This is a genomic window from Sphingomonas sp. Ag1, from assembly GCF_000980895.1.
GTDB lineage: Bacteria > Pseudomonadota > Alphaproteobacteria > Sphingomonadales > Sphingomonadaceae > Sphingomonas > Sphingomonas panaciterrae.
Map to the genome: position 1 here is coordinate 1 of NZ_LAZX01000063.1, position 16,801 is coordinate 16,801.

At 58.2% G+C, this 16,801-nt stretch carries 15 protein-coding genes and 2 pseudogenes; 7 read left to right on the forward strand and 10 right to left on the reverse strand.

Annotation, left to right across the window (positions count from 1 at the left end; all coding sequences use genetic code 11):
- Positions 1 to 827 (reverse strand): annotated as a pseudogene (locus XM50_RS19355) (IS3 family transposase); the annotation flags it as partial.
- A 46-nt stretch (positions 828 to 873) separates the two neighbouring features.
- Positions 874 to 1,212, reverse strand: coding sequence for a glycosyltransferase (locus XM50_RS19360; protein WP_197075277.1), 339 nt, complete (start codon positions 1,210 to 1,212; stop codon positions 874 to 876).
- A 134-nt stretch (positions 1,213 to 1,346) separates the two neighbouring features.
- Here XM50_RS19360 and XM50_RS01255 point away from each other — a divergent pair.
- The 3 genes and pseudogenes from XM50_RS01255 to epsI all read left to right on the forward strand — a co-directional run.
- Positions 1,347 to 1,636 (forward strand): annotated as a pseudogene (locus XM50_RS01255) (integrase core domain-containing protein); the annotation flags it as partial.
- Positions 1,637 to 1,972: 336 nt separating this feature from the next.
- Positions 1,973 to 2,917, forward strand: a complete 945-nt coding sequence (gene xrt / locus XM50_RS01260; RefSeq protein ID WP_052742340.1) for an exosortase — start codon at positions 1,973 to 1,975, stop codon at positions 2,915 to 2,917.
- The gene (gene epsI, locus XM50_RS19365) at positions 2,914 to 3,618 is read left to right on the forward strand and encodes an exosortase-associated protein EpsI, V-type (protein ID WP_156167064.1); all 705 of its coding nucleotides are present in this window, start codon (positions 2,914 to 2,916) and stop codon (positions 3,616 to 3,618) included. The genes xrt and epsI overlap by 4 nt, the downstream gene beginning before the upstream one ends.
- Here epsI and XM50_RS01270 read toward each other — a convergent pair.
- On the reverse strand, positions 3,608 to 3,850 hold the full coding sequence (locus XM50_RS01270; RefSeq protein WP_046406727.1) for an XrtV sorting system accessory protein: 243 nt from the start codon (positions 3,848 to 3,850) through the stop codon (positions 3,608 to 3,610). The two genes, epsI and XM50_RS01270, sit on opposite strands and share 11 nt — an antisense overlap.
- Before the next feature lie 190 nt (positions 3,851 to 4,040).
- Between XM50_RS01270 and XM50_RS19890 the strand changes: the two genes are divergently transcribed.
- Positions 4,041 to 4,775 carry a hypothetical protein gene (locus XM50_RS19890; RefSeq protein ID WP_156167066.1) on the forward strand — a complete coding sequence of 245 codons (735 nt, stop codon included), beginning with the start codon at positions 4,041 to 4,043 and terminating at the stop codon, positions 4,773 to 4,775.
- Positions 4,776 to 4,843: 68 nt separating this feature from the next.
- Here XM50_RS19890 and XM50_RS01280 read toward each other — a convergent pair whose 3' ends face one another.
- From XM50_RS01280 to XM50_RS01310, 7 genes are all read right to left on the reverse strand, one after another.
- Positions 4,844 to 5,713, reverse strand: coding sequence for a hypothetical protein (locus XM50_RS01280; RefSeq protein ID WP_156167068.1), 870 nt, complete (start codon positions 5,711 to 5,713; stop codon positions 4,844 to 4,846).
- Positions 5,710 to 7,080, reverse strand: a complete 1,371-nt coding sequence (locus XM50_RS01285; RefSeq protein ID WP_082102616.1) for a GNVR domain-containing protein — start codon at positions 7,078 to 7,080, stop codon at positions 5,710 to 5,712. The genes XM50_RS01280 and XM50_RS01285 overlap by 4 nt, the downstream gene beginning before the upstream one ends.
- A complete protein-coding gene (locus XM50_RS19370) occupies positions 7,080 to 8,369 on the reverse strand; it encodes an ATP-binding protein (protein ID WP_082102617.1) in 1,290 nt (429 codons plus the stop codon). Before XM50_RS19370 ends, XM50_RS01285 begins: the two co-directional genes overlap by 1 nt.
- 76 nt (positions 8,370 to 8,445) lie before the next feature.
- Positions 8,446 to 9,522 carry a glycoside hydrolase family 5 protein gene (locus XM50_RS01295; protein WP_046406743.1) on the reverse strand — a complete coding sequence of 359 codons (1,077 nt, stop codon included), beginning with the start codon at positions 9,520 to 9,522 and terminating at the stop codon, positions 8,446 to 8,448.
- 5 nt (positions 9,523 to 9,527) lie between these two features.
- A complete protein-coding gene (locus XM50_RS01300) occupies positions 9,528 to 10,829 on the reverse strand; it encodes a hypothetical protein (RefSeq protein WP_046406732.1) in 1,302 nt (433 codons plus the stop codon).
- Positions 10,826 to 11,917, reverse strand: coding sequence for a glycosyltransferase family 4 protein (locus XM50_RS01305; protein ID WP_197075281.1), 1,092 nt, complete (start codon positions 11,915 to 11,917; stop codon positions 10,826 to 10,828). Before XM50_RS01305 ends, XM50_RS01300 begins: the two co-directional genes overlap by 4 nt.
- Positions 11,918 to 12,365: 448 nt before the next feature.
- Entirely contained in the window at positions 12,366 to 13,121 is a 756-nt protein-coding gene (locus XM50_RS01310; RefSeq protein ID WP_052742345.1) for a glycosyltransferase family 25 protein, read from the reverse strand.
- A 566-nt stretch (positions 13,122 to 13,687) separates the two neighbouring features.
- Here XM50_RS01310 and XM50_RS01315 point away from each other — a divergent pair.
- The 3 genes from XM50_RS01315 to XM50_RS19895 all read left to right on the forward strand — a co-directional run bounded on the left by XM50_RS01315 (position 13,688) and on the right by XM50_RS19895 (position 16,448).
- On the forward strand, positions 13,688 to 14,617 hold the full coding sequence (locus XM50_RS01315; protein ID WP_052742346.1) for a glycosyltransferase family 2 protein: 930 nt from the start codon (positions 13,688 to 13,690) through the stop codon (positions 14,615 to 14,617).
- Between the two features lie 54 nt (positions 14,618 to 14,671).
- Positions 14,672 to 16,135: an oligosaccharide flippase family protein gene (locus tag XM50_RS01320; protein WP_082102620.1), complete on the forward strand. Its 1,464-nt coding sequence runs from the start codon at positions 14,672 to 14,674 to the stop codon at positions 16,133 to 16,135.
- A gap of 142 nt (positions 16,136 to 16,277) precedes the next feature.
- On the forward strand, positions 16,278 to 16,448 hold the full coding sequence (locus XM50_RS19895) for a hypothetical protein (protein WP_156167070.1): 171 nt from the start codon (positions 16,278 to 16,280) through the stop codon (positions 16,446 to 16,448).
- Positions 16,449 to 16,801 lie beyond the last annotated feature (353 nt).

The window sequence follows — 16,801 nt, forward strand, 5'->3', positions numbered from 1 at the left end:
TTCCCGACATAGGACGTTGTCGCTGACGATCATCAGCGGCGGCACACCGCGCACAGCGATGACGGCGTCGAGCTCGCGGGCGACCCGCGCACCTGACAGCGAGGTGTCGACCACCAGCGCCAGGCACTCGCGCGTGAAGTCGTCGACCACCGCCAGGATGCGGATGCGCCGGCCGCTGATCAGCGTGTCGCTGACGAAGTCGAGGCTCCACCGCTGGTTCGGTCCCTGGGGCAGCGTCATAGGCGCTCGGGTGCCCATCGCTCGCTTGCGGCCACGCCGGCGCCTGACCCGCAGGTTCTCCTCGCGGTACAGCCGCAGCAGCTTCTTGTGGTTCATGACCAGCCCCTCGCGGGCCAGCATGATCCCAAGCCGACGGTAGCCAAAGCGCCGACGCTCGGCCGCGATCTCCCGCAACCGCGACCGCAGGTCGCCATCATCACTACGCCGGGGCGCGTAGCGCACCGACGTCCTATCCACGCCAAAGATGGTACATGCCCGACGCTCGCTGATGCCGAACAGCTGCCGAGCATGCTCAACAGCCTTCCGCTGAGCGGCGGGCCTCACCAGTTTTTTGCCGCGACTTCCTTCAGAACCGCATTGTCGAGCATGGCGTCGGCCAGCAGCCGTTTAAGCCGGCCGTTCTCCTCCTCCAGCACCTTCAGCTTGCGCGCCTGCGACACGTCCATGCCGCCGTACTTGGCCTTCCATGCGTACAGAGTGGCGCTGCTGATCCCGTGTTTGCGGCACACGTCGGCGGTCTTCATCCCGCCCTCCTGTTCGCGCAGCACCGCGATGATCTGCTCCTCGCTGAACCTGGTCTTCTTCACGTCCGTCTCCTCACGAAGGCGGACTCTAGCTCAAACTGGCGGAGTTTCAGGGGAGCACGTCAAATGGAGCAAGACCTATTTCAAGCTTCTTATTACTCCACACGTCGTCTTGATCGGAAAACGCTATGATATCGTTTTTGCATGATGTAGCTGCGTGAAAGAAGTTGTCGGCAAAGCCAAGACGGCCATGGGCTGGTAGAATTCGTATTTCGAATGGAGACAATTTTGCAAACTTTTTGACTATCTCTACTGTATCATCTTCTGACCCATCGTCACTAACGACTACTTCGTCCGGAAGAACGGTTTGACTAGATATACTACTCAGCTGCTCTTCTATATATTTTGATCCGTTGTAAGTCGCCAATGCTATCGAGATTTTTGACACCATGCTTCCTCGGTTGTGCAAGAACTTGCGTATGATGTTAAGTGTGTTCACTGAGAGTGTCGATGTCTATCATTCGCTCGCACGATTCCTCATGGTGGATCATTGTGTGAACTGCGTAACGCCCCCCTGTTTTCTCCAAGGCGCTGGACCGTTGGGCCTACGAGAACGGCGTCACGCTGGATTTTAGCCGCCCGGGCAAACCGACGGGCAATGCTTCGTGGAGAGCTTCAACGGCCGGCTCCGTGACGAGTGTCTGAACGCGCACTGGTTCTTGTCGCTGGCGGATGCCCCCGACCAAGATCGAGGCTGGCAGCGGGACTATCCTCACACATCGCTTGGCTGGCTGACGCCAGTCGATTATGCTGCTGCCGCGGCCAAGATCACGGCCGAATGGACGCCGGAAACTCACCCTGAACTTGGATGAGAACCCGGGGGACCCTCATGAGCGCCGGCAAGTCACCCTCAGCCTGGATGAGAGAACAGGGAATCCTTTTTTTGACGCGCCCCCTCCCCGGCGGAGCCCTTCAGAGGGTTCAGCGATAACGGCAGTCCCTACTTCACGTCGAACCCGAAGCTGTTCAGGCCTTGCACCTTTGGGCCTAGGCTTTAGAGACGCAAGTCTGCACCATGATGCTGCAGTCGGTTTGCACCCCAGCACAGCATGGGGAGCACGTAACGGTGGCTGGCTGAGCCGAGTCGGTCTGGCGCGAGTGAAAGTCGTCCAGAACCAGCACAGGTCTCCGCAATAGAGTCCTTGGCGATGATTGCGGATCGCGGTATCTTCAGAACCAAGGAGATAGAGGTGCCCGTCACTACCGCGCTGAATGCAAGTCGTGGATCGCAGCCTCGGATAGTGGGAGCTCTCCGCGAGCGGGCAGCCGCCGAATGGATGCTCCTCGCCGGCATCACCGCTCTTGTTGTGCCGACGCTATTTCGGATGAGCCAATGGAGCTGGTCAAAAGAAGCAGGCGCTCATGGGCCGATCGTGCTCGCAACTACCGTCTGGCTGGTCTGGCGCGAGAAAGACCACTTGCGCGAAGGGATACGGCAGCCGCTCTGGCCGGGCATCCTGCCGCTCTCAATCGCTCTTCCGCTCTACGCCGTCGGGCGAATCACCAGTATCCTGGTGCTGGAAAGCCTCTCACTTTATTTGATGCTCTTGACACTGGCGTATCTCCGATACGGTGGTAGAGTCCTGCGGCACTTCTGGTTTCCTTGCCTTTACCTGCTGTTTCTCATCACGCCGCCTGAGAACTGGATATTCGTGGCAACGCGCCCGCTCAAAATGGCGCTTAGCGACGCCGCAGTGGCAATCCTTGCAACTACCGGAATGGCGGTGGGCAGCACCGGTTCCTTGATCCAGGTGGAGGGTTATCAACTGCAGGTGGCAGCTGCTTGCTCAGGCCTGAACTCGTTGATTGGCATTGGCGCGACTAGTCTTTTTTACGTCTACCTCCGTCACGGCAGCGAACCATTCTATGCGCTTATGCTCGTCGTAATGATGGTGCCAATTGCGCTTCTAACTAATCTGCTCAGGATTATGGGGATGGTATATGCCACGCAGCTGTTCGGCCCGGGAGTCGTTGAAGGTTTAACGCACGAGTTCGCAGGCATCGGAACGTTCGCATTGGCCCTTCTGGTGCTGGTCGGAGTCGACTTCATGTTGTTCCCAATGGCGCGTCGTTTGGGGTGGGCGCGAGGATGAGTCGGGCTCGACCACCGGGAATCTCGCTGTCCCGCCGCGACGCCTTTCTGGGTTGCGCATTGCTGGCGACAGCCGGCCTGTCATGGGGAGGGTTACCGCGCGAGCGAGTGGTTGCTCTCCCGAATGGCGACGCTGATGACGTCCTCCCGACCAGCATTGGCACTTGGGAGCTCGCTCCTGCAATAGACTTCATTATGCCGCCTGATGATGAAAGACAGGCAGCAGCAGTGTATGAAGATCAGGTGACCCGAACTTTCGTCAATGGGGTCGATCCAGCCATCATGTTCGTGCTTGCCTATGATCGAAGGCAAAGTGGGATGCTCATGGTACATCGGCCCGAGTCTTGCTATCCTGGGTCTGGGTTTACGATCACATCGGATCGGCCAGTTGATATTCCGCTCGCGCCAGGACTGATGCCGCGCGGTCGTTTCCTCAGTACGCAACGCGACGAGCGGGTTGAGCAGGTTCTTTATTGGACACGACTGGGCAACGAATTTCCGCAAAGCTGGGACGAGGAGCGGCACTTCCTAGCCGCGCAGAATCTGCGCGGCATTGCACCAGACGGTACACTGGTCCGGGTATCGAGCGTTGATCTGGATCCGGAGAGTGCTTACGCGCGGCTTACCCAGTTCGCTGCCGCAATGTACGCGACCGCCGGACGTAACGGACGCGCACTTTTGGCCGGGCCTGCTAACGTATGACGTTGAAGGGCTTCAAGACAAGCAGGACATACACTGCGCTGAACAGCAGGACCAGGATCGCGAGCAGGTTGTTCCCCTCATTACCCAGCCAGTTGCCGAGTGCGCAGCCAGCAGCTGGGGGCAAATACTGCCATATCGTATCACTGGGTGTTTCCGCCGTCGATCGCTGCAGGAACAGCACGACGAGGCCAGCGAATGCAGCCACAGTGGCCCAATCGTAGAGCGTTTCCACCAGTATATTTCCTTATTTCGAACGATCTCGTGATCGTTTCAGACAACGGATTGGATAGACCATGTCAACTCGGCCGTGGAACGATCGGCGCTACAAACGGCAGTTCATCGTAGGATCGTTGCTGTTTCCCCTTCTCCTCGCTGGTGGGTGCGACCGCGCGCCAAAACCTGATGGTCAAACTGTCGCAACCGTGAACGGGGAAGCAATCACCAACAGCGACCTGCAGCTGGAACTTGCCAGCGTTCCTCCCAATAGGCGTAAAGAGCTTCAGTCCCTGGCGGTGCAGTCGTTAGTTCAACGTAAAATACTAGCTCAATTCGCCAAAGAGTCAAAAGTAGACCGTAGCCCGGACTTTATCCTACAGACACGTCGTATGGAGGAGGCCCTGTTGGCGCAACGTGCGGCTCAGCAAATTGCGGCCAGCGCTCGGCAGCCAGTAACAACTAGCGCCGTCAACGGATACCTAGACCGACATCCAGAACTCTCCAGTCAGCGCAAGCTGTTTCTGGTGAATCAACTCCAGTTTCCGACACCATCACCAGAAGTAATCCAGGCTCTTAAACCTGCAAAGACTGAGCAGGATCTCGCCGCTTTGCTTGCTCAGCATGGGATTGTCGCTCGCCGTAGCCAAGCCACTATGGATACTGCTGAATTGAGTGATTCGGCGAACAAGAAAATGGCAAGCTTGTCTGCAGGCGAGCCCTTGGTCTTTCTCGAAGGCCAGCGGGCCATTGCGAGTACCGTTGTTTCGGAGCGGATTGTCCCCTTGGACGGCGAACAGATGCAACAAATAGCGCGCAATCGGATGGAGGCGGAGCGCGGCTCGGCGGCGTTACGTCAGCGCGTAGACATGCTGCGCAAGCAGGCCGAGATAACCTATGCTAAAGGCTACACGCCACCACGTCCTGCTCAAGCAGCGAAGTAGTCACGCGCCGTAAACTCGGCTTCGGCAGCCTCGCTTCAGTTGCTCTGGCTGCACCTGGTCTGTGAAACCTAGTCGATCAGCACCGTACCCAGTACGGCTTGGCTACTAGCCTCAAGCTGCTCGGTCACAACCTGCAGGTCACGCGTGCGAGACACATTGCGGCGAAGGAACAGAATCGACGCGTCGAGACCCGTCGCGGCAGCCAGAGCGTTTGGACCGCAACCCGCGTCGACAAGCAACAGGTCGAAGTCTTCGACAAAAAGCTCGATTGTCGTCGCTAGTCGTTGCCGGTCGAGTAACTCCGGTGCGTTCGGCACAGGAGGGCCGCTTGTAAGTAGTGAAAGACCCACAATAGCCGTTGATTGAACCAGGCCGCCTTGTCCGCCGTTTGATAGCAAAGTCGCTAACCCCGCTCGGTTGCCGGCCCGGAACAACGTATGCTGGTGCGGTTGATCGAGCTCGGCATCAACCAATAGCGTGGGGACACCGGTCTGGGCGCAGGCAACCGCGACATTGCCCGCAAGGACGGGCAGTTCGGCAGCTGCGTCGAGGCCAAGCAGGGCAACGGTTCGCACTGGTTTACCGTCTTGGCGCGTGGCTGCCGTGATGATCCCACGGAGGCTTCGCGCTGTCCGCGCGAGAACGTCCTCCGGATCAAAGGCAGTAACGATCAAGGGATCAACCCGTTGGTCGTCTTGCCTGAGAATGGAGAAGCCCTGCTGCTGCTCGATGGCACGCTGGACCTGTTCGGTTGTGACGAAGCCCAGTTCCACCGTTGTTTCGCCAAATAGGTGACCTGTTTCTGCCTGACGCTGGACGACCCTCTCGCGCTGAACATCGTCCAGGCCCAGCAATTCTCCAAGTGGGCGGCGCTCACGCAGACTATCGGAAGATCGATCGGCGGCGATTGCATCTGATGCGCTCGAACGAATTCTCACTGCGCAGTTCCCCCGAGCAATGCGCCGGCGCGCGATTTTGAAAGGTTGACTGCCGCCAGCACAGGTACGCCAGCTATGCCCGCAGTACCTTGGGCAGTTCGCACGCGCGGACGCCACATCTCCATCGCCAGCGCGGCGCCAATCGCCAGGAGCACTCCCAAAAAGCTCCCCAGCAGAAGGCGCAGCGGGATGTTCGGCTTGGCAGGAAACAAGGGGACAGTAGCGGAGTCGAGCTGGCGAACGTTAGTCTCGGGCGCAACGCTCTGCAGGCGCATGGTTTCGAGGCGCGCCGTTACGGCGTCATATGCTGTACGAGCAGAGTCTACATCACGCTGGAGCTCATCGAGCTCTGCACGATCGCCCGCTAAGCTCAACATTCGTCCGCGCTGGGCATTCAGTTTTTGGCGCAGCTCTGCTTCCTTACTGCTGGCAGCACCGCTGGCGATTTGAATGGATCGTGTGGTACTTCCGATCTCACCTGCGAGCCTAGAGCGCAGCGCCGCAAGTTCCGCTTCCGCTGCGGCCCGGTCGGGATGGTTGGGCCCCAGGGAGGTGCTGATCTGGCTGATCTGGGCTGACTTGGCGGCGATCTGCGCCCTAAGTCCCTGTACAACGCCTGATGTCTGCACGTCGGGCGATTGGGATGCGTTGCCGCCGCTGCGCGCGCGGAGGTCCGCGGCCGCGGCCTCGGCCGAGGTGAGCTGGCTCGATAGCTCCCCTAGGCGAGAAGCCTCGGCATCGGCAGCGCCGCTGTCAACAATACCCGTCCGCCGCTTGAAGGCCGTGAGCTTGGCTTGTGCCTTCTCCAGATTACCCCGAACTTCTCGCGTGCGGTCCTGAAACCAGCGTGAATAGGTACGGGCCGGGTCAGTGCGCATTTTGAGGCGCGTGTCGATGTATGAAGAGGCAAAACCGTTGGACATCAGGGCAGCGAACTGCGGGTCCGGCGAGGTGTAATGGATTGCGAGGACGCGTGAGCCTTTCTCAGGCGCGATGGTGACGTTGCCAAGAAGTTGATGACCGTACCACATGTTAACGTCGCCCGTAGCGTTAGTGGCAGCTTGCCAGCGCGCCAACACAGCCGGTGTCACAAGGTTAAGACTTCTTACGACTTCCCCGGCAACGGCATCACTTCGAATCACGTCCGCTTGTGTCGTCAGCAGTGCAACAAGATTATCCTGTCCAGTTTGTGTACCCTGAACCGGATCTACTGACGGCTCATCGAACAATATGGTAGAGGATGCCACATAGATACGAGGTGACACGGCGGTCCAAAGCAAGATCGCCCCAAGAACCAAAATGAATACCAGCAATTCTAGTCGCCAGCGCATGCGAAGTGCAGCGGCGAGATCGGCAAGTGGCAGCATCAATAGCCTTCCCGAGCGAACGGCTTCGCGGTACCGGAATCGGCACCTTCCATCAGAATAACATACGCGATGAGAAATTGCGGTGCGACGCTATCCTGGAACACAAGCGAGCTTGTATCACTCCCATCAGGCGCGAGCGCCCCAGCAAGAAGTTCGTGCGTAACATCGTTATCGGCGGGTAAGCGGTCCGCCAGCGCTGCCGCGCGCGCTACCCGTTCGAGTTCAGGCCGCAGTGCAGGATCTTCGACTAAAGTAACAAAGCGACGTGCGTCGTCAACGTTCATCGACGCCCATTGCCGTAAGGCTGACCGGAGCCCTGCGCGCGCGTCGATTTGTTCTACGCTTGTTGATCCGCGGGTCAAAGAACTGATCGCCGAGTGATGGCAGAACATCCGCACGTGAAAGGGAGACCCGCAAGACACTCTGGCTATGACGTGCCGCGCTCCAGCTTCGAAGGTCAGCCCAGTAGCGATTTCCCCCGCATCAATGAGAGCTTCCACACTCGTCGATTCGATTCGCCCGATCGCCACAACGTGCATGTGTCGCCGAAGTGAAGGATGACCACGGACGACATCCGCCACATCACGTGCAATACCAACCAGCATGAACAAGACCGATGATAATGAATCGGCCAGAAGCTTCATAGCGGCAGCGACCTCTGCCTTCACCGCCGGATCCGTTACCCTATCGAACTCGTCAAAAATGAAGAGCGTTGGCCTAGTAACGCGCTCCGAGACCAGTTCCACCATGTCTCGGGGACCAAATTCATTTGGAAGCGCATCTAGCTCGTGACGGAAACTCGAACGCTCGTTTAGCGCTATTGCTCCGGCGGGAAGTGCCTGCAAATAGGGTCGAACCAGATCAGCGAAAGACATCTGCGGCTCACAGGCGAGATAAATGACCACGGCTCCGCGTTGATCGGCATAGTCGCCGAATACGCGTACCAACGAGGTCTTTCCCGATCCGCGTGCACCATGCACGATGGCGTGCTGACCCAAATCGAGCGTCGCCGACAGCAATTCGTAGAGCTGTTCTTCGCGTCCGAATAATTCGTTACGTTTTCGCACCGGATGCGCCGAATCGAAAGTTCGGAGGATCTTGGCACGATCCAAAGTTGGCTCAGCCCGCTCAACAATGTCGATCCGGTCAGCTACCTGCGGTGCGGACGGCAGTGCTACAGTCGCGTCAAGAAGGAGCGGCGGAGCCGGGGCGAGCTTGCGCGGAGCCGGCGCTCCTTCAAGCCGCCGGCCAAGTCTGACCAACCATTCTCGAATACTAAATTTTGCCATGTGCCTCCGCCCCCAACCTCCTAGGGCATCGTCCCGCAGCGCACAACAGCCGCAGCCATCGGTCCAAAGACCCGCTTCAACGGGATAAGTAGGGCATCAGAACCTGCATTTGCGGCTTGGGACCACCCGCATCGGGCTGGATGCTGAGCGGATAATGGTTCCACCGGGCGCCCCCGGCCCAATAGGTCCAGCCGAGCCACACATCACGTCCGTCATCAAGTAGGCTCACCATGGTTTCGAGTGCAACGAGGCAATCGGAGGTTGGAGGCGCGCCGAATTCGCCTAAAAAGCCACGGGCGTGGTGCTCACGCAACCACTCCGTGGCAGATGCAAGGCGAGTTGCAACCTGCTCGGGCGAGATGCACGCGTCGCTAGTGCCCGTGGAATGCGCATCAAGATACTGATGCATCTCAAACGCCATGTTTCTCACAGGATCGCGCAGGCTGCTCATGCGGGCCGCATTGGAGCGCTCGCCACCTTTGGTCCAGCTATGCGCCCCCGTCCAATTGGAGCCGGGCACGAGCACTAAATTGCGGGCGCCAGTGATGCGAATTGCTGACAGTGTCTCCTGAGCGATATCGCGCCAGAGCGCGCCGTCAATGCCATTCGGCTCATTCATCAAGCCAAAGGCAATTCGGCTATCGTTGCGATAATGCTTCGCCAAGCGGGTCCAAAAATCGACCAGCAAGGCTCCTGGCGCATTGCCCGTGCCAAGTTTGACACCCTTGTAGTTGGCGTAATTATGTAGATCGAGGATCACGAGTTTGAAGCCGCGCAGCGCCTCGAGTGAAGCGTTCAGGTGAGCCAATTCGCCTGTATCCAACGGCGCCATCGGCGTCGGCTGAAGCCGCTCCCAACGAAACGGCAGTCGCACCGCGGTCATACCGGCGGCCAAGAAGGGCGAGGCTGCGGCTCCATCGGGATACGCATAATCGCGCCCGTGCACGGCAGGGAGCATTTCCGTTCGGAATTCACCGCCCGCCAAGTTAACTCCCATATACCGCTCGGGCAGCGCGGGACGGGAATGGGGGTGGGGCGAGTTCGGATTGAGGATGGATGTCTGCTGGATCAGCGCTGCCAATACCGCGGTCGCCACGCCCGCGAGCGGAAGCAGGAGGAGTAGCGCCTGCCAGCACCGCTGATTTGTGCGCATCACCTTCAAGCCCGCGAATGCTCGGACGCCAACACCCCGCCTTTGGTCCGCACGCAACCGATTAGCACCCACAGCAAAGCAGCTGTCTTGATCGACAAGATACTGGTTGCGCTGACAAGGAGCTGCCCAAGAAAGTAAAATGTCAGCCCCCAACCGAGCCGTCGTGAGGGTGCATCATCCATGCGTGGCATCAGATTCACGAACAGCCATAGGATGATCATGCCGAAGATCGTGGTGGTTCCGATCCAATAGGTATAACCTGCGTCGCGTTGGGCAAGGGAACGAAGCGCGTCACCGCCCAGATAGAAAGACAAGTCCGCTTCACGGAACTCGCGCCCGGCGAAGGCGATGCGCCCTTGCAGGTCGTCCCCAATTGCGTCAATATCTCGAATAATAAACACGAGCGCGCCCGCTACGATCGCCAGACTGCCCAATGGCAAGGTAATCCGAGGCAGTAGAGGAAAAATACCGTAGCCGATTAAAGTCAGAAGGACGAGCAGTGAGCCGAAGCGGGAGTTCGCTGTAACCAAGATCAGGACTACCGTCGCAATCTCGACAAAGAGGAGCCCGCGGGGCAGTTCACGCCCGCGCACCGCAAGGTACATGGCTGCGACACACGCAAAGTTGGCGTTAGAGACCTGCTCGAGAAAAATAGAGGAAGCGCGTGGTCCGTCGAAAAGGCCGAAACCAAACCGTCCCTCATAGCTTGTCGCCGTGTTGAACAACCCGGTGTTGTTGAACTCCGACGCCTCGATACCACGCGTAGCTGCGAAGAACTTCGCGGGTGAGAAGATCGTAACGTAAGCGTCTAACCAGAAGACCTCGAGCAGCAGAACGATCAAAACGAATATGGTAACGGTTGCAAACAAGCGATCTAGCACGGGATAGCTCATACGCTGACCAACCAGTACGAAGAGTCCGATGATCGCGCTCGCGCGCAGCGTCTCCACCATAGGCCGTCCGACGATCATAGATACGACCAAGGCACCTACCACGAAGCTGTAGACAAACAGGAGTGCGGGTACGTCTTCGCGGGAGAGGCCGCTCCGGAAGCATACGACTATGCACCCGCCTAATAGGAGCAGTTCTATCACTACGACCAAAGCAGTGGAGCCTGGAAAACCGCGGGCAATCAAAATTGCTAAGACTGTCGAATAGCAGGTTGCCGCAAGCGGCAGCAGGAATAAGGCGCGTTGGAGCTTCCCGCCCGAGAGGCTCAGCGCGGCGCGCGGTTTCGCTAATGGAGCGACTTGTCGCGGAGAGCGGGTAAGGTCGTCGACAGATGCCATGTTCTTCGTGCCGATCATCCGTCGACGCAATCCGTAGAATGGAGAGGCACTCCAGCTATCGCGGCGCGATATTCGTGGGCGAAGCGTGCAGCCACCCCTGCCCAGCCGAATGCGGCAGCAGCGGCAACGTTCCTGTCGATTTCCCCTGGCGTGTTGCGGTGCCACGCAGTTAACGCAGCGGCAGATGCCGCCGGCGCCTCATAGTCTAAAATCAAGCCGCACCCGGTCCGTTCGACCAAACGCCGGAACGGCGCGATTGGGCTCAGCAACGGAGCCAGTCCCGCCGACAGACCCTCGACAACGCTGAGTCCGAACCCCTCATACTGCGAAGCCGAGGCGACGTAACTTGCTTGTCCGATGAGTGCGCGAATGGCCGTATCGTCTGGGCTGACATGGACATCTACCCGGTCAGCGACACCTTGTTCCACTGCCGCGACACGCAGATCGTCTGCAGACAGATCTGATGGCTGGCCGGCCACGATCAGGCGCCATGGCGCGCCCAGAGCCGCAACCAACCGGATCAGTGCGGGAACATTCTTATTCACGGAGAACCGACCGATGAAGATCATCGTTGGCTGGGGCGTAAGCGAGGCTGATCCACGCCATTTTTCGATGTTGACGCCGTTCTCGATCGCCACCGTCCGGTTTGGCGCAATGCGACGGAACATGGCGGCGTCGCTCTCACTGGACCCAAATATGCGGCGATAGCCGGTGGCCGACGCGCGCGTCACACTCGAGAACCAGATACGCTTGGTTCGCGACGCGAAGCTGGTGTGAAAGAAGCCGCCATGTGTGGAGGCGACCAGTGGGCGGCGATGCAGTGGCCGAGTGGCAACAAGGAAATCGAAGAAGAAGTCGATCCCGTGCACGTGTACCAAGTCGGCACCATCAAGTTCGCGCAACACCGCGGGGGCCAACGGGTATCGTGTAGAGCCGCGAAATGGGATGCGACGAATGGGAATGCCGAGATGTTCACCCGTCGGCGGCAGACGGTGGGCGAGATTTCCGAATGCGCGATCCAGCGTGACCACGGAGCAGCGGACCCCCTCTCGCTCCTGAAGGTGCACGGCGAGTTGGGCGACGGCATCTTCCAACCCGCCGATCATGGGGGCGAACTGTCGAACGATGTGGCGGACGTGCATGGACGATTAAAGCGCGCGTACGTAATGCGTAAGCCCGCGGTTCGCCCGCCCACTTCGCCGGAGCAACGCGCCAAGAAACGTGTGCACGGATTGCCTGAGCACCACCACGGTCAATCCCGTTCGCCCATCTGCAATGGCAACCAAGACCGATGCCGGCAGCGCGGCGTTGCAAACATTCCGGACACCTGCATCAGACGCATGCGCTCCCCGCCACTGCCTGGACGCTTTGTTCGACAGTAGCCCACAGGTCAACAGCCCATTCGACTGTATCGACCTCTAGAGGCAAATCGCGCCAGATCGAACCACTTTTGTCACGCGGCTGCGCGCCACCCTTTGAATAAGGCGAAGCATCCAAAAAGACCGCACTGCGGTATCGCCGCGCAGCGACGAATTCGGTACCCAGAAGGCTAGCTCAAGCGAACTCCACCGCCGTCTTGCCGCGCAACGCCGAGGTGATGCGTCGTCGCAAGGCTGATAGCCCGCGAAGCCGTTGGTTCACGGCGCCGGTTTCAATATCACTGCCAAAACCTTCTACCGTAGCCGCGTCGGCGCTGAACTTGTCCTGCACCGCCAGCGCGGGCACCACCTGATACGTCACGAATGAGCGGGCGAGCGGTGAGGACATGGGGTTGAACAAGAAGTCGTCAACCGGTGATTGGCTCGCCGGGTCGGACGCGATCAGCCGCGCAGCGGCATGCTTGGACAAAAGGTAGGCGCCAGCGCCCCAGGCAGCTGACCGGATGCGTCGGACGGAGCGGCCCGCCGCCGACGCCACGGGCCGGCCGAGCGCGAGCCACTGTCCCGTGGCCTCCAGCCGGATCACGTCAGCGTCATCCGGCATCCATCCGATGCCACCGAGCAGCTCCGGCAACTTTTCTGACACGTGCAGATCATCCTCCAGCACCAGGCCAAACGGCGCGTCTCCTGTCGCGATCCGCTGCCAGACGTCGAAGTGGCTGAGAAAGCAGCCAATCTGCCCGTCGCGCCAGCCACGCTTACCGTCGCGAGGGCGCGCCGCAACGAAGGTGGCGCGATCCGTCGACACCAGCTTAGCACCATCAACAGCGGCGATCCGGACAAAGGGCAACCCGAGCGCATCAAGGCGGCGAGCCACGAAAGCGAGCCGGTTGGCTGCCCGATCAAGGTTGATAAGGAAGATAGGGATCATGTACTTCTCTGACCGCAATCGGGTGACTACGCACCCACGATAGCATTTCGTGAGGTCACGCAGTAGATGGCAAGGCAAATATACTGATTCTTCGGCTCATGATAATCAGGCCCGCTTCAAGGCTCTTAGTTTGTTCGCCATGGCAACGGGTCGAATGTTGCGGCGTCCGGGCTTATGAGGATCGACCAATGACCTATGAGAACAGTGTGACGCTGGGCATCAGCCAGCTCGCAAGCCGACGGACAATGCTTTCGTGAAATGGTTCAACGTCAGCCTTCGCGGCGAGTGCCTGAGCGTGCGATGGTTCCTGCCGCTGTCGGACGCCAAGCCCAAGCCCAAGCCCAAGATCGAGGCCTAACAGGAGGGGACTACAGCGAGAGCCGCCCTCAGACATCGCTAGGCTGGCTGATGCCGGTCGAATACGCCCCCTTGCGACCTTCAGAGCGCCCGATTGAACACGGAGAGCCCACCCTCAGGCCGGATAAAAACCGGAGCACTCAAATATGCCGTGGAACAGCGCCTGTTCTGAGTTTCACTGTTCGATGATCCTGTATACAGGAGGCAAAATGCCTGAAGTCGCTGTCGTTATACCGGCCTACAATGCCGCACCCTTTTTGCGCGAGACGGTGGCTAGCGTGTTGGTATCCAATTTCGTTACAACCGAAATCGTGATTGTCGACGACGGTTCTAAAGATGACACGGTGGCGGTCGCGCATCAGCTAGCGCGTGAGTATCCTGGGAAAGTTCGAGTTATAGAACAAAAGAATGCGGGCGTTTCTGTTGCTCGGAACACAGGGTTTGCGCACACTTCTGCGCCTTCCGTCTGTTTTCTCGACGCCGACGACCGCTTGCGGCCGGACGCACTCGCCGCGCTCAGGGTCTTTCTCCATCAGGATCCGGATTGCATCGCTGCCTATGGCGACGTCGCCTATATCGATCAGGATTCCAAACCTCTGCCTTCCCGCGCGAAGAAGTCGCCGAAGCCGAGCGGCAATCTTCTGGCATCCATCCTCCAAGGAAATCTTGTCGATACACCCGGCGCGGTGCTGTTTCGTTCAGCTGCGGTAAGACGCGCCCACGGGTTCAAAGCCGGCCTGCGCCGCAGCCAAGATTGGGAATTCTATGTCAGGATGGCGCAGCAGGGTACGATCGCCGCATGCGATCGGATCGTGATTGATTATAGGCTGCATTCCAAAAGCCTCAGTCATGAGAGTTCGACGGCAGATACATTCGAAGAGGCGCTATCGCTCGCCTTTTCCAGTGTTCGCAACGCGGGCGCGCTTCCGAAAGACTTATTGGATCGGCTTGAGGCACGACGTCGGGCAAGTACGTTGAGACTGATCGCCATACGCTCCCACTCCTTGTCCGCGACAACCCTAACCGCCATGCTTCGCCTGTGCCTTTCCTCCCGCCTCGACGTTCGCGTGCTACAAATGACGGTAAGAACCGTGATTTCAGCGATGAAAATGGGCTTGGTCGCCAAGATGCGCGCTTAAAGGTAGAGAACTTTGCGCAGCCCTTTACCGAGAAGTTCATAGCCGCCGATCGTCATGCGCATTATAAGAAAATTACCTCTGCTAAGCAGCCGCAGCGCTGCTGGGGCAATATGGTCCCTGCTCGATGGGGTCGTGGCTCAGGCGTTGAGCCTGATCGTTTTTATTGCGAACACGCATTTTCTTCCACCGAGTGCATTTGGTGCTCTGGCGACCTCGATTGTTTTAATAGAGATGATCCGTCAGCTCGTGTTTCTACCGGTTGCCAGCTCAATAAACTCGCAGAGGAGTGTTCGAGATAGTGACTATACCGTCGCGTTCGCCACAAACATAGCTGCCTCGGTAGCTACCGGCATAATATTAGTCGCCTTTTCTCGACATCTTGATTTAGTTTTCCCTGGCGCAGAGCTGTCGACACTTGTTCCGTTCATGGTTGCATCGACCGTGATACTTGGCTTATCCACAGTATACGAAGCTATCCTGGTGCGGAAGCTCGAGTTTCGCAGCTTAGCGGTTCGGTCAATCATTTCGATTGCCATCGGTGGTGCTAGCGGCCTGTACCTGGCGATGAACGGCTACGGTATATGGAGCCTTGTATGGCAACAACTCTTGCAGCAAGGTCTTTCACTTGTAACAATTATGATTCTTGCAAATTGGCGTCCAAGTCTTGCGTTCGATCGCAAGGATTTTATACGTATTGTACGGTTTGCTGCTCATGTTAGCCTTAATAGTCTGATTGGATTTATCGGATACCAGGCCGACACAATGGCAGTTGCTTACTTCCTGGGACCGCGCAGCACTGGCCTGTTCAACTCAGCAAAGCGTATAGGTACGGCACTCAATCAGGTTGTACTCAAGCCCCTAGAACGGGTTGCCCTTCCTACTCTCGTTCAGTTCGGCGGTGATCCCGGTAAGTTGAGAAGCGCGTATCTACGCGCCCTACGGATCACAGCGCTTGGCACAGCACCAGTCTTCCTCGGCGTAGCCCTCATCTCCGATGACATCGTCGACTTACTACTTGGCACAGAGTGGAGCGGTGTCGCACCCGTTCTAAGCGCACTCGCAATCAGCTTCTTCGGCTCTACGGTTATGCAGTACAACTCAGCTGTTATTATGGTGTCGCGACAGCCAAAACTACAGTCTATGGTTAACTTGGTGTTTGTTTTCGTGAGCCTTGTATTAATTCTGGTTTCTGTTCGATATGGGATTATTGGGGTGGCATTTGCTGTCGTAATCAGATCATTCTTGATATTGCCGGTCCAGACTTTTTTAGTTAGCAGGATCATAAAGTGCTCGTTGCGCGATGTTCTTTTGTCTCTTGTACCAGCATTCTCGGCAAGCACGGTAATGGGCGTAGGTATCTTTTTGTTGTCTTGGAAGGTCTCGTTCTCCAGCCTTATTATCGGAATGTCGGTGAAAATTGGCCTTGGCTTTGCTATTTATGCGGGGACGTTACTCTTAATATTCAGAGATGAGGTTTTTAGTCTGGCAAGTGGCGGTAGCAAGCTGCCTCTGCGTTAGGTGTTTGAGCGGTTTGATGGTGTGATCCTTTGAGTGGAACGGAAGGAAGCGCCAGATTTGTTACGGGAGCGGCACGGCCGCGCACACCGTCCGAGCAGCAGTACAGTGATCGCAAGCTTCGCTCTCGCCGTTAAGTCGGCAGTTGGGGATCAACCTCAGAACGTTGTGGAAGTGGCGCAAGCGCACGACGATGGACGATCTAAAGACCGGGCCGAAGGGGCCTTCATTCACAACGCTGACCAAGGCCGAGGAGGCGATGATTGTCGCGTTCCGGCACCGCACGCTGCTGCCGTTGGACAACTTCACACCCTGAAGCCATCGATCCCGCACCTGCCCCGCTCAGTGCTGCACCGCTATCTCCGACGGCGCAACATCTCCGTCTACCGGATGTGGGCGGGGCGCCAGCTTCAAGCGCTGTCCCATCGGCTTCTTCCACATGAATATCGCGGAGATGCAGACTGCCAAGGCAAGCTCTGCCTGTTCGTCGGAATCGCACCAGCAAGTTTGCCGTAACTAGCTGGTCGACAAGGCCCGACAGCCGATCGGCTGGCAATCGACGTGGATCAAGGCATCGAGGGTGAGCAGGTAGTCGAGGTGATGACGCGGATCTCATCTATCCGCGGCGCACCCAAGACCATCCGTGTGGACAACGTCCTATGTCGGGAA

Excerpts from the sequence above, each read along its gene's own strand:
- xrt (WP_052742340.1), top strand. The coding sequence starts at position 1,973 with ATGATTGCGGATCGCGGTATCTTCAGAACCAAGGAGATAGAGGTGCCC.
- XM50_RS01285 (WP_082102616.1), bottom strand. The coding sequence starts at position 7,080 with ATGCTGCCACTTGCCGATCTCGCCGCTGCACTTCGCATGCGCTGGCGA.
- XM50_RS01320 (WP_082102620.1), top strand. The coding sequence starts at position 14,672 with ATGCGCATTATAAGAAAATTACCTCTGCTAAGCAGCCGCAGCGCTGCT.
- XM50_RS01310 (WP_052742345.1), bottom strand. The coding sequence starts at position 13,121 with ATGATCCCTATCTTCCTTATCAACCTTGATCGGGCAGCCAACCGGCTC.
- XM50_RS01315 (WP_052742346.1), top strand. The coding sequence starts at position 13,688 with ATGCCTGAAGTCGCTGTCGTTATACCGGCCTACAATGCCGCACCCTTT.
- XM50_RS01295 (WP_046406743.1), bottom strand. The coding sequence starts at position 9,522 with ATGCGCACAAATCAGCGGTGCTGGCAGGCGCTACTCCTCCTGCTTCCG.
- epsI (WP_156167064.1), top strand. The coding sequence starts at position 2,914 with ATGAGTCGGGCTCGACCACCGGGAATCTCGCTGTCCCGCCGCGACGCC.
- XM50_RS19370 (WP_082102617.1), bottom strand. The coding sequence starts at position 8,369 with ATGGCAAAATTTAGTATTCGAGAATGGTTGGTCAGACTTGGCCGGCGG.
- XM50_RS01305 (WP_197075281.1), bottom strand. The coding sequence starts at position 11,917 with ATGATCGGCGGGTTGGAAGATGCCGTCGCCCAACTCGCCGTGCACCTT.
- XM50_RS01300 (WP_046406732.1), bottom strand. The coding sequence starts at position 10,829 with ATGATCGGCACGAAGAACATGGCATCTGTCGACGACCTTACCCGCTCT.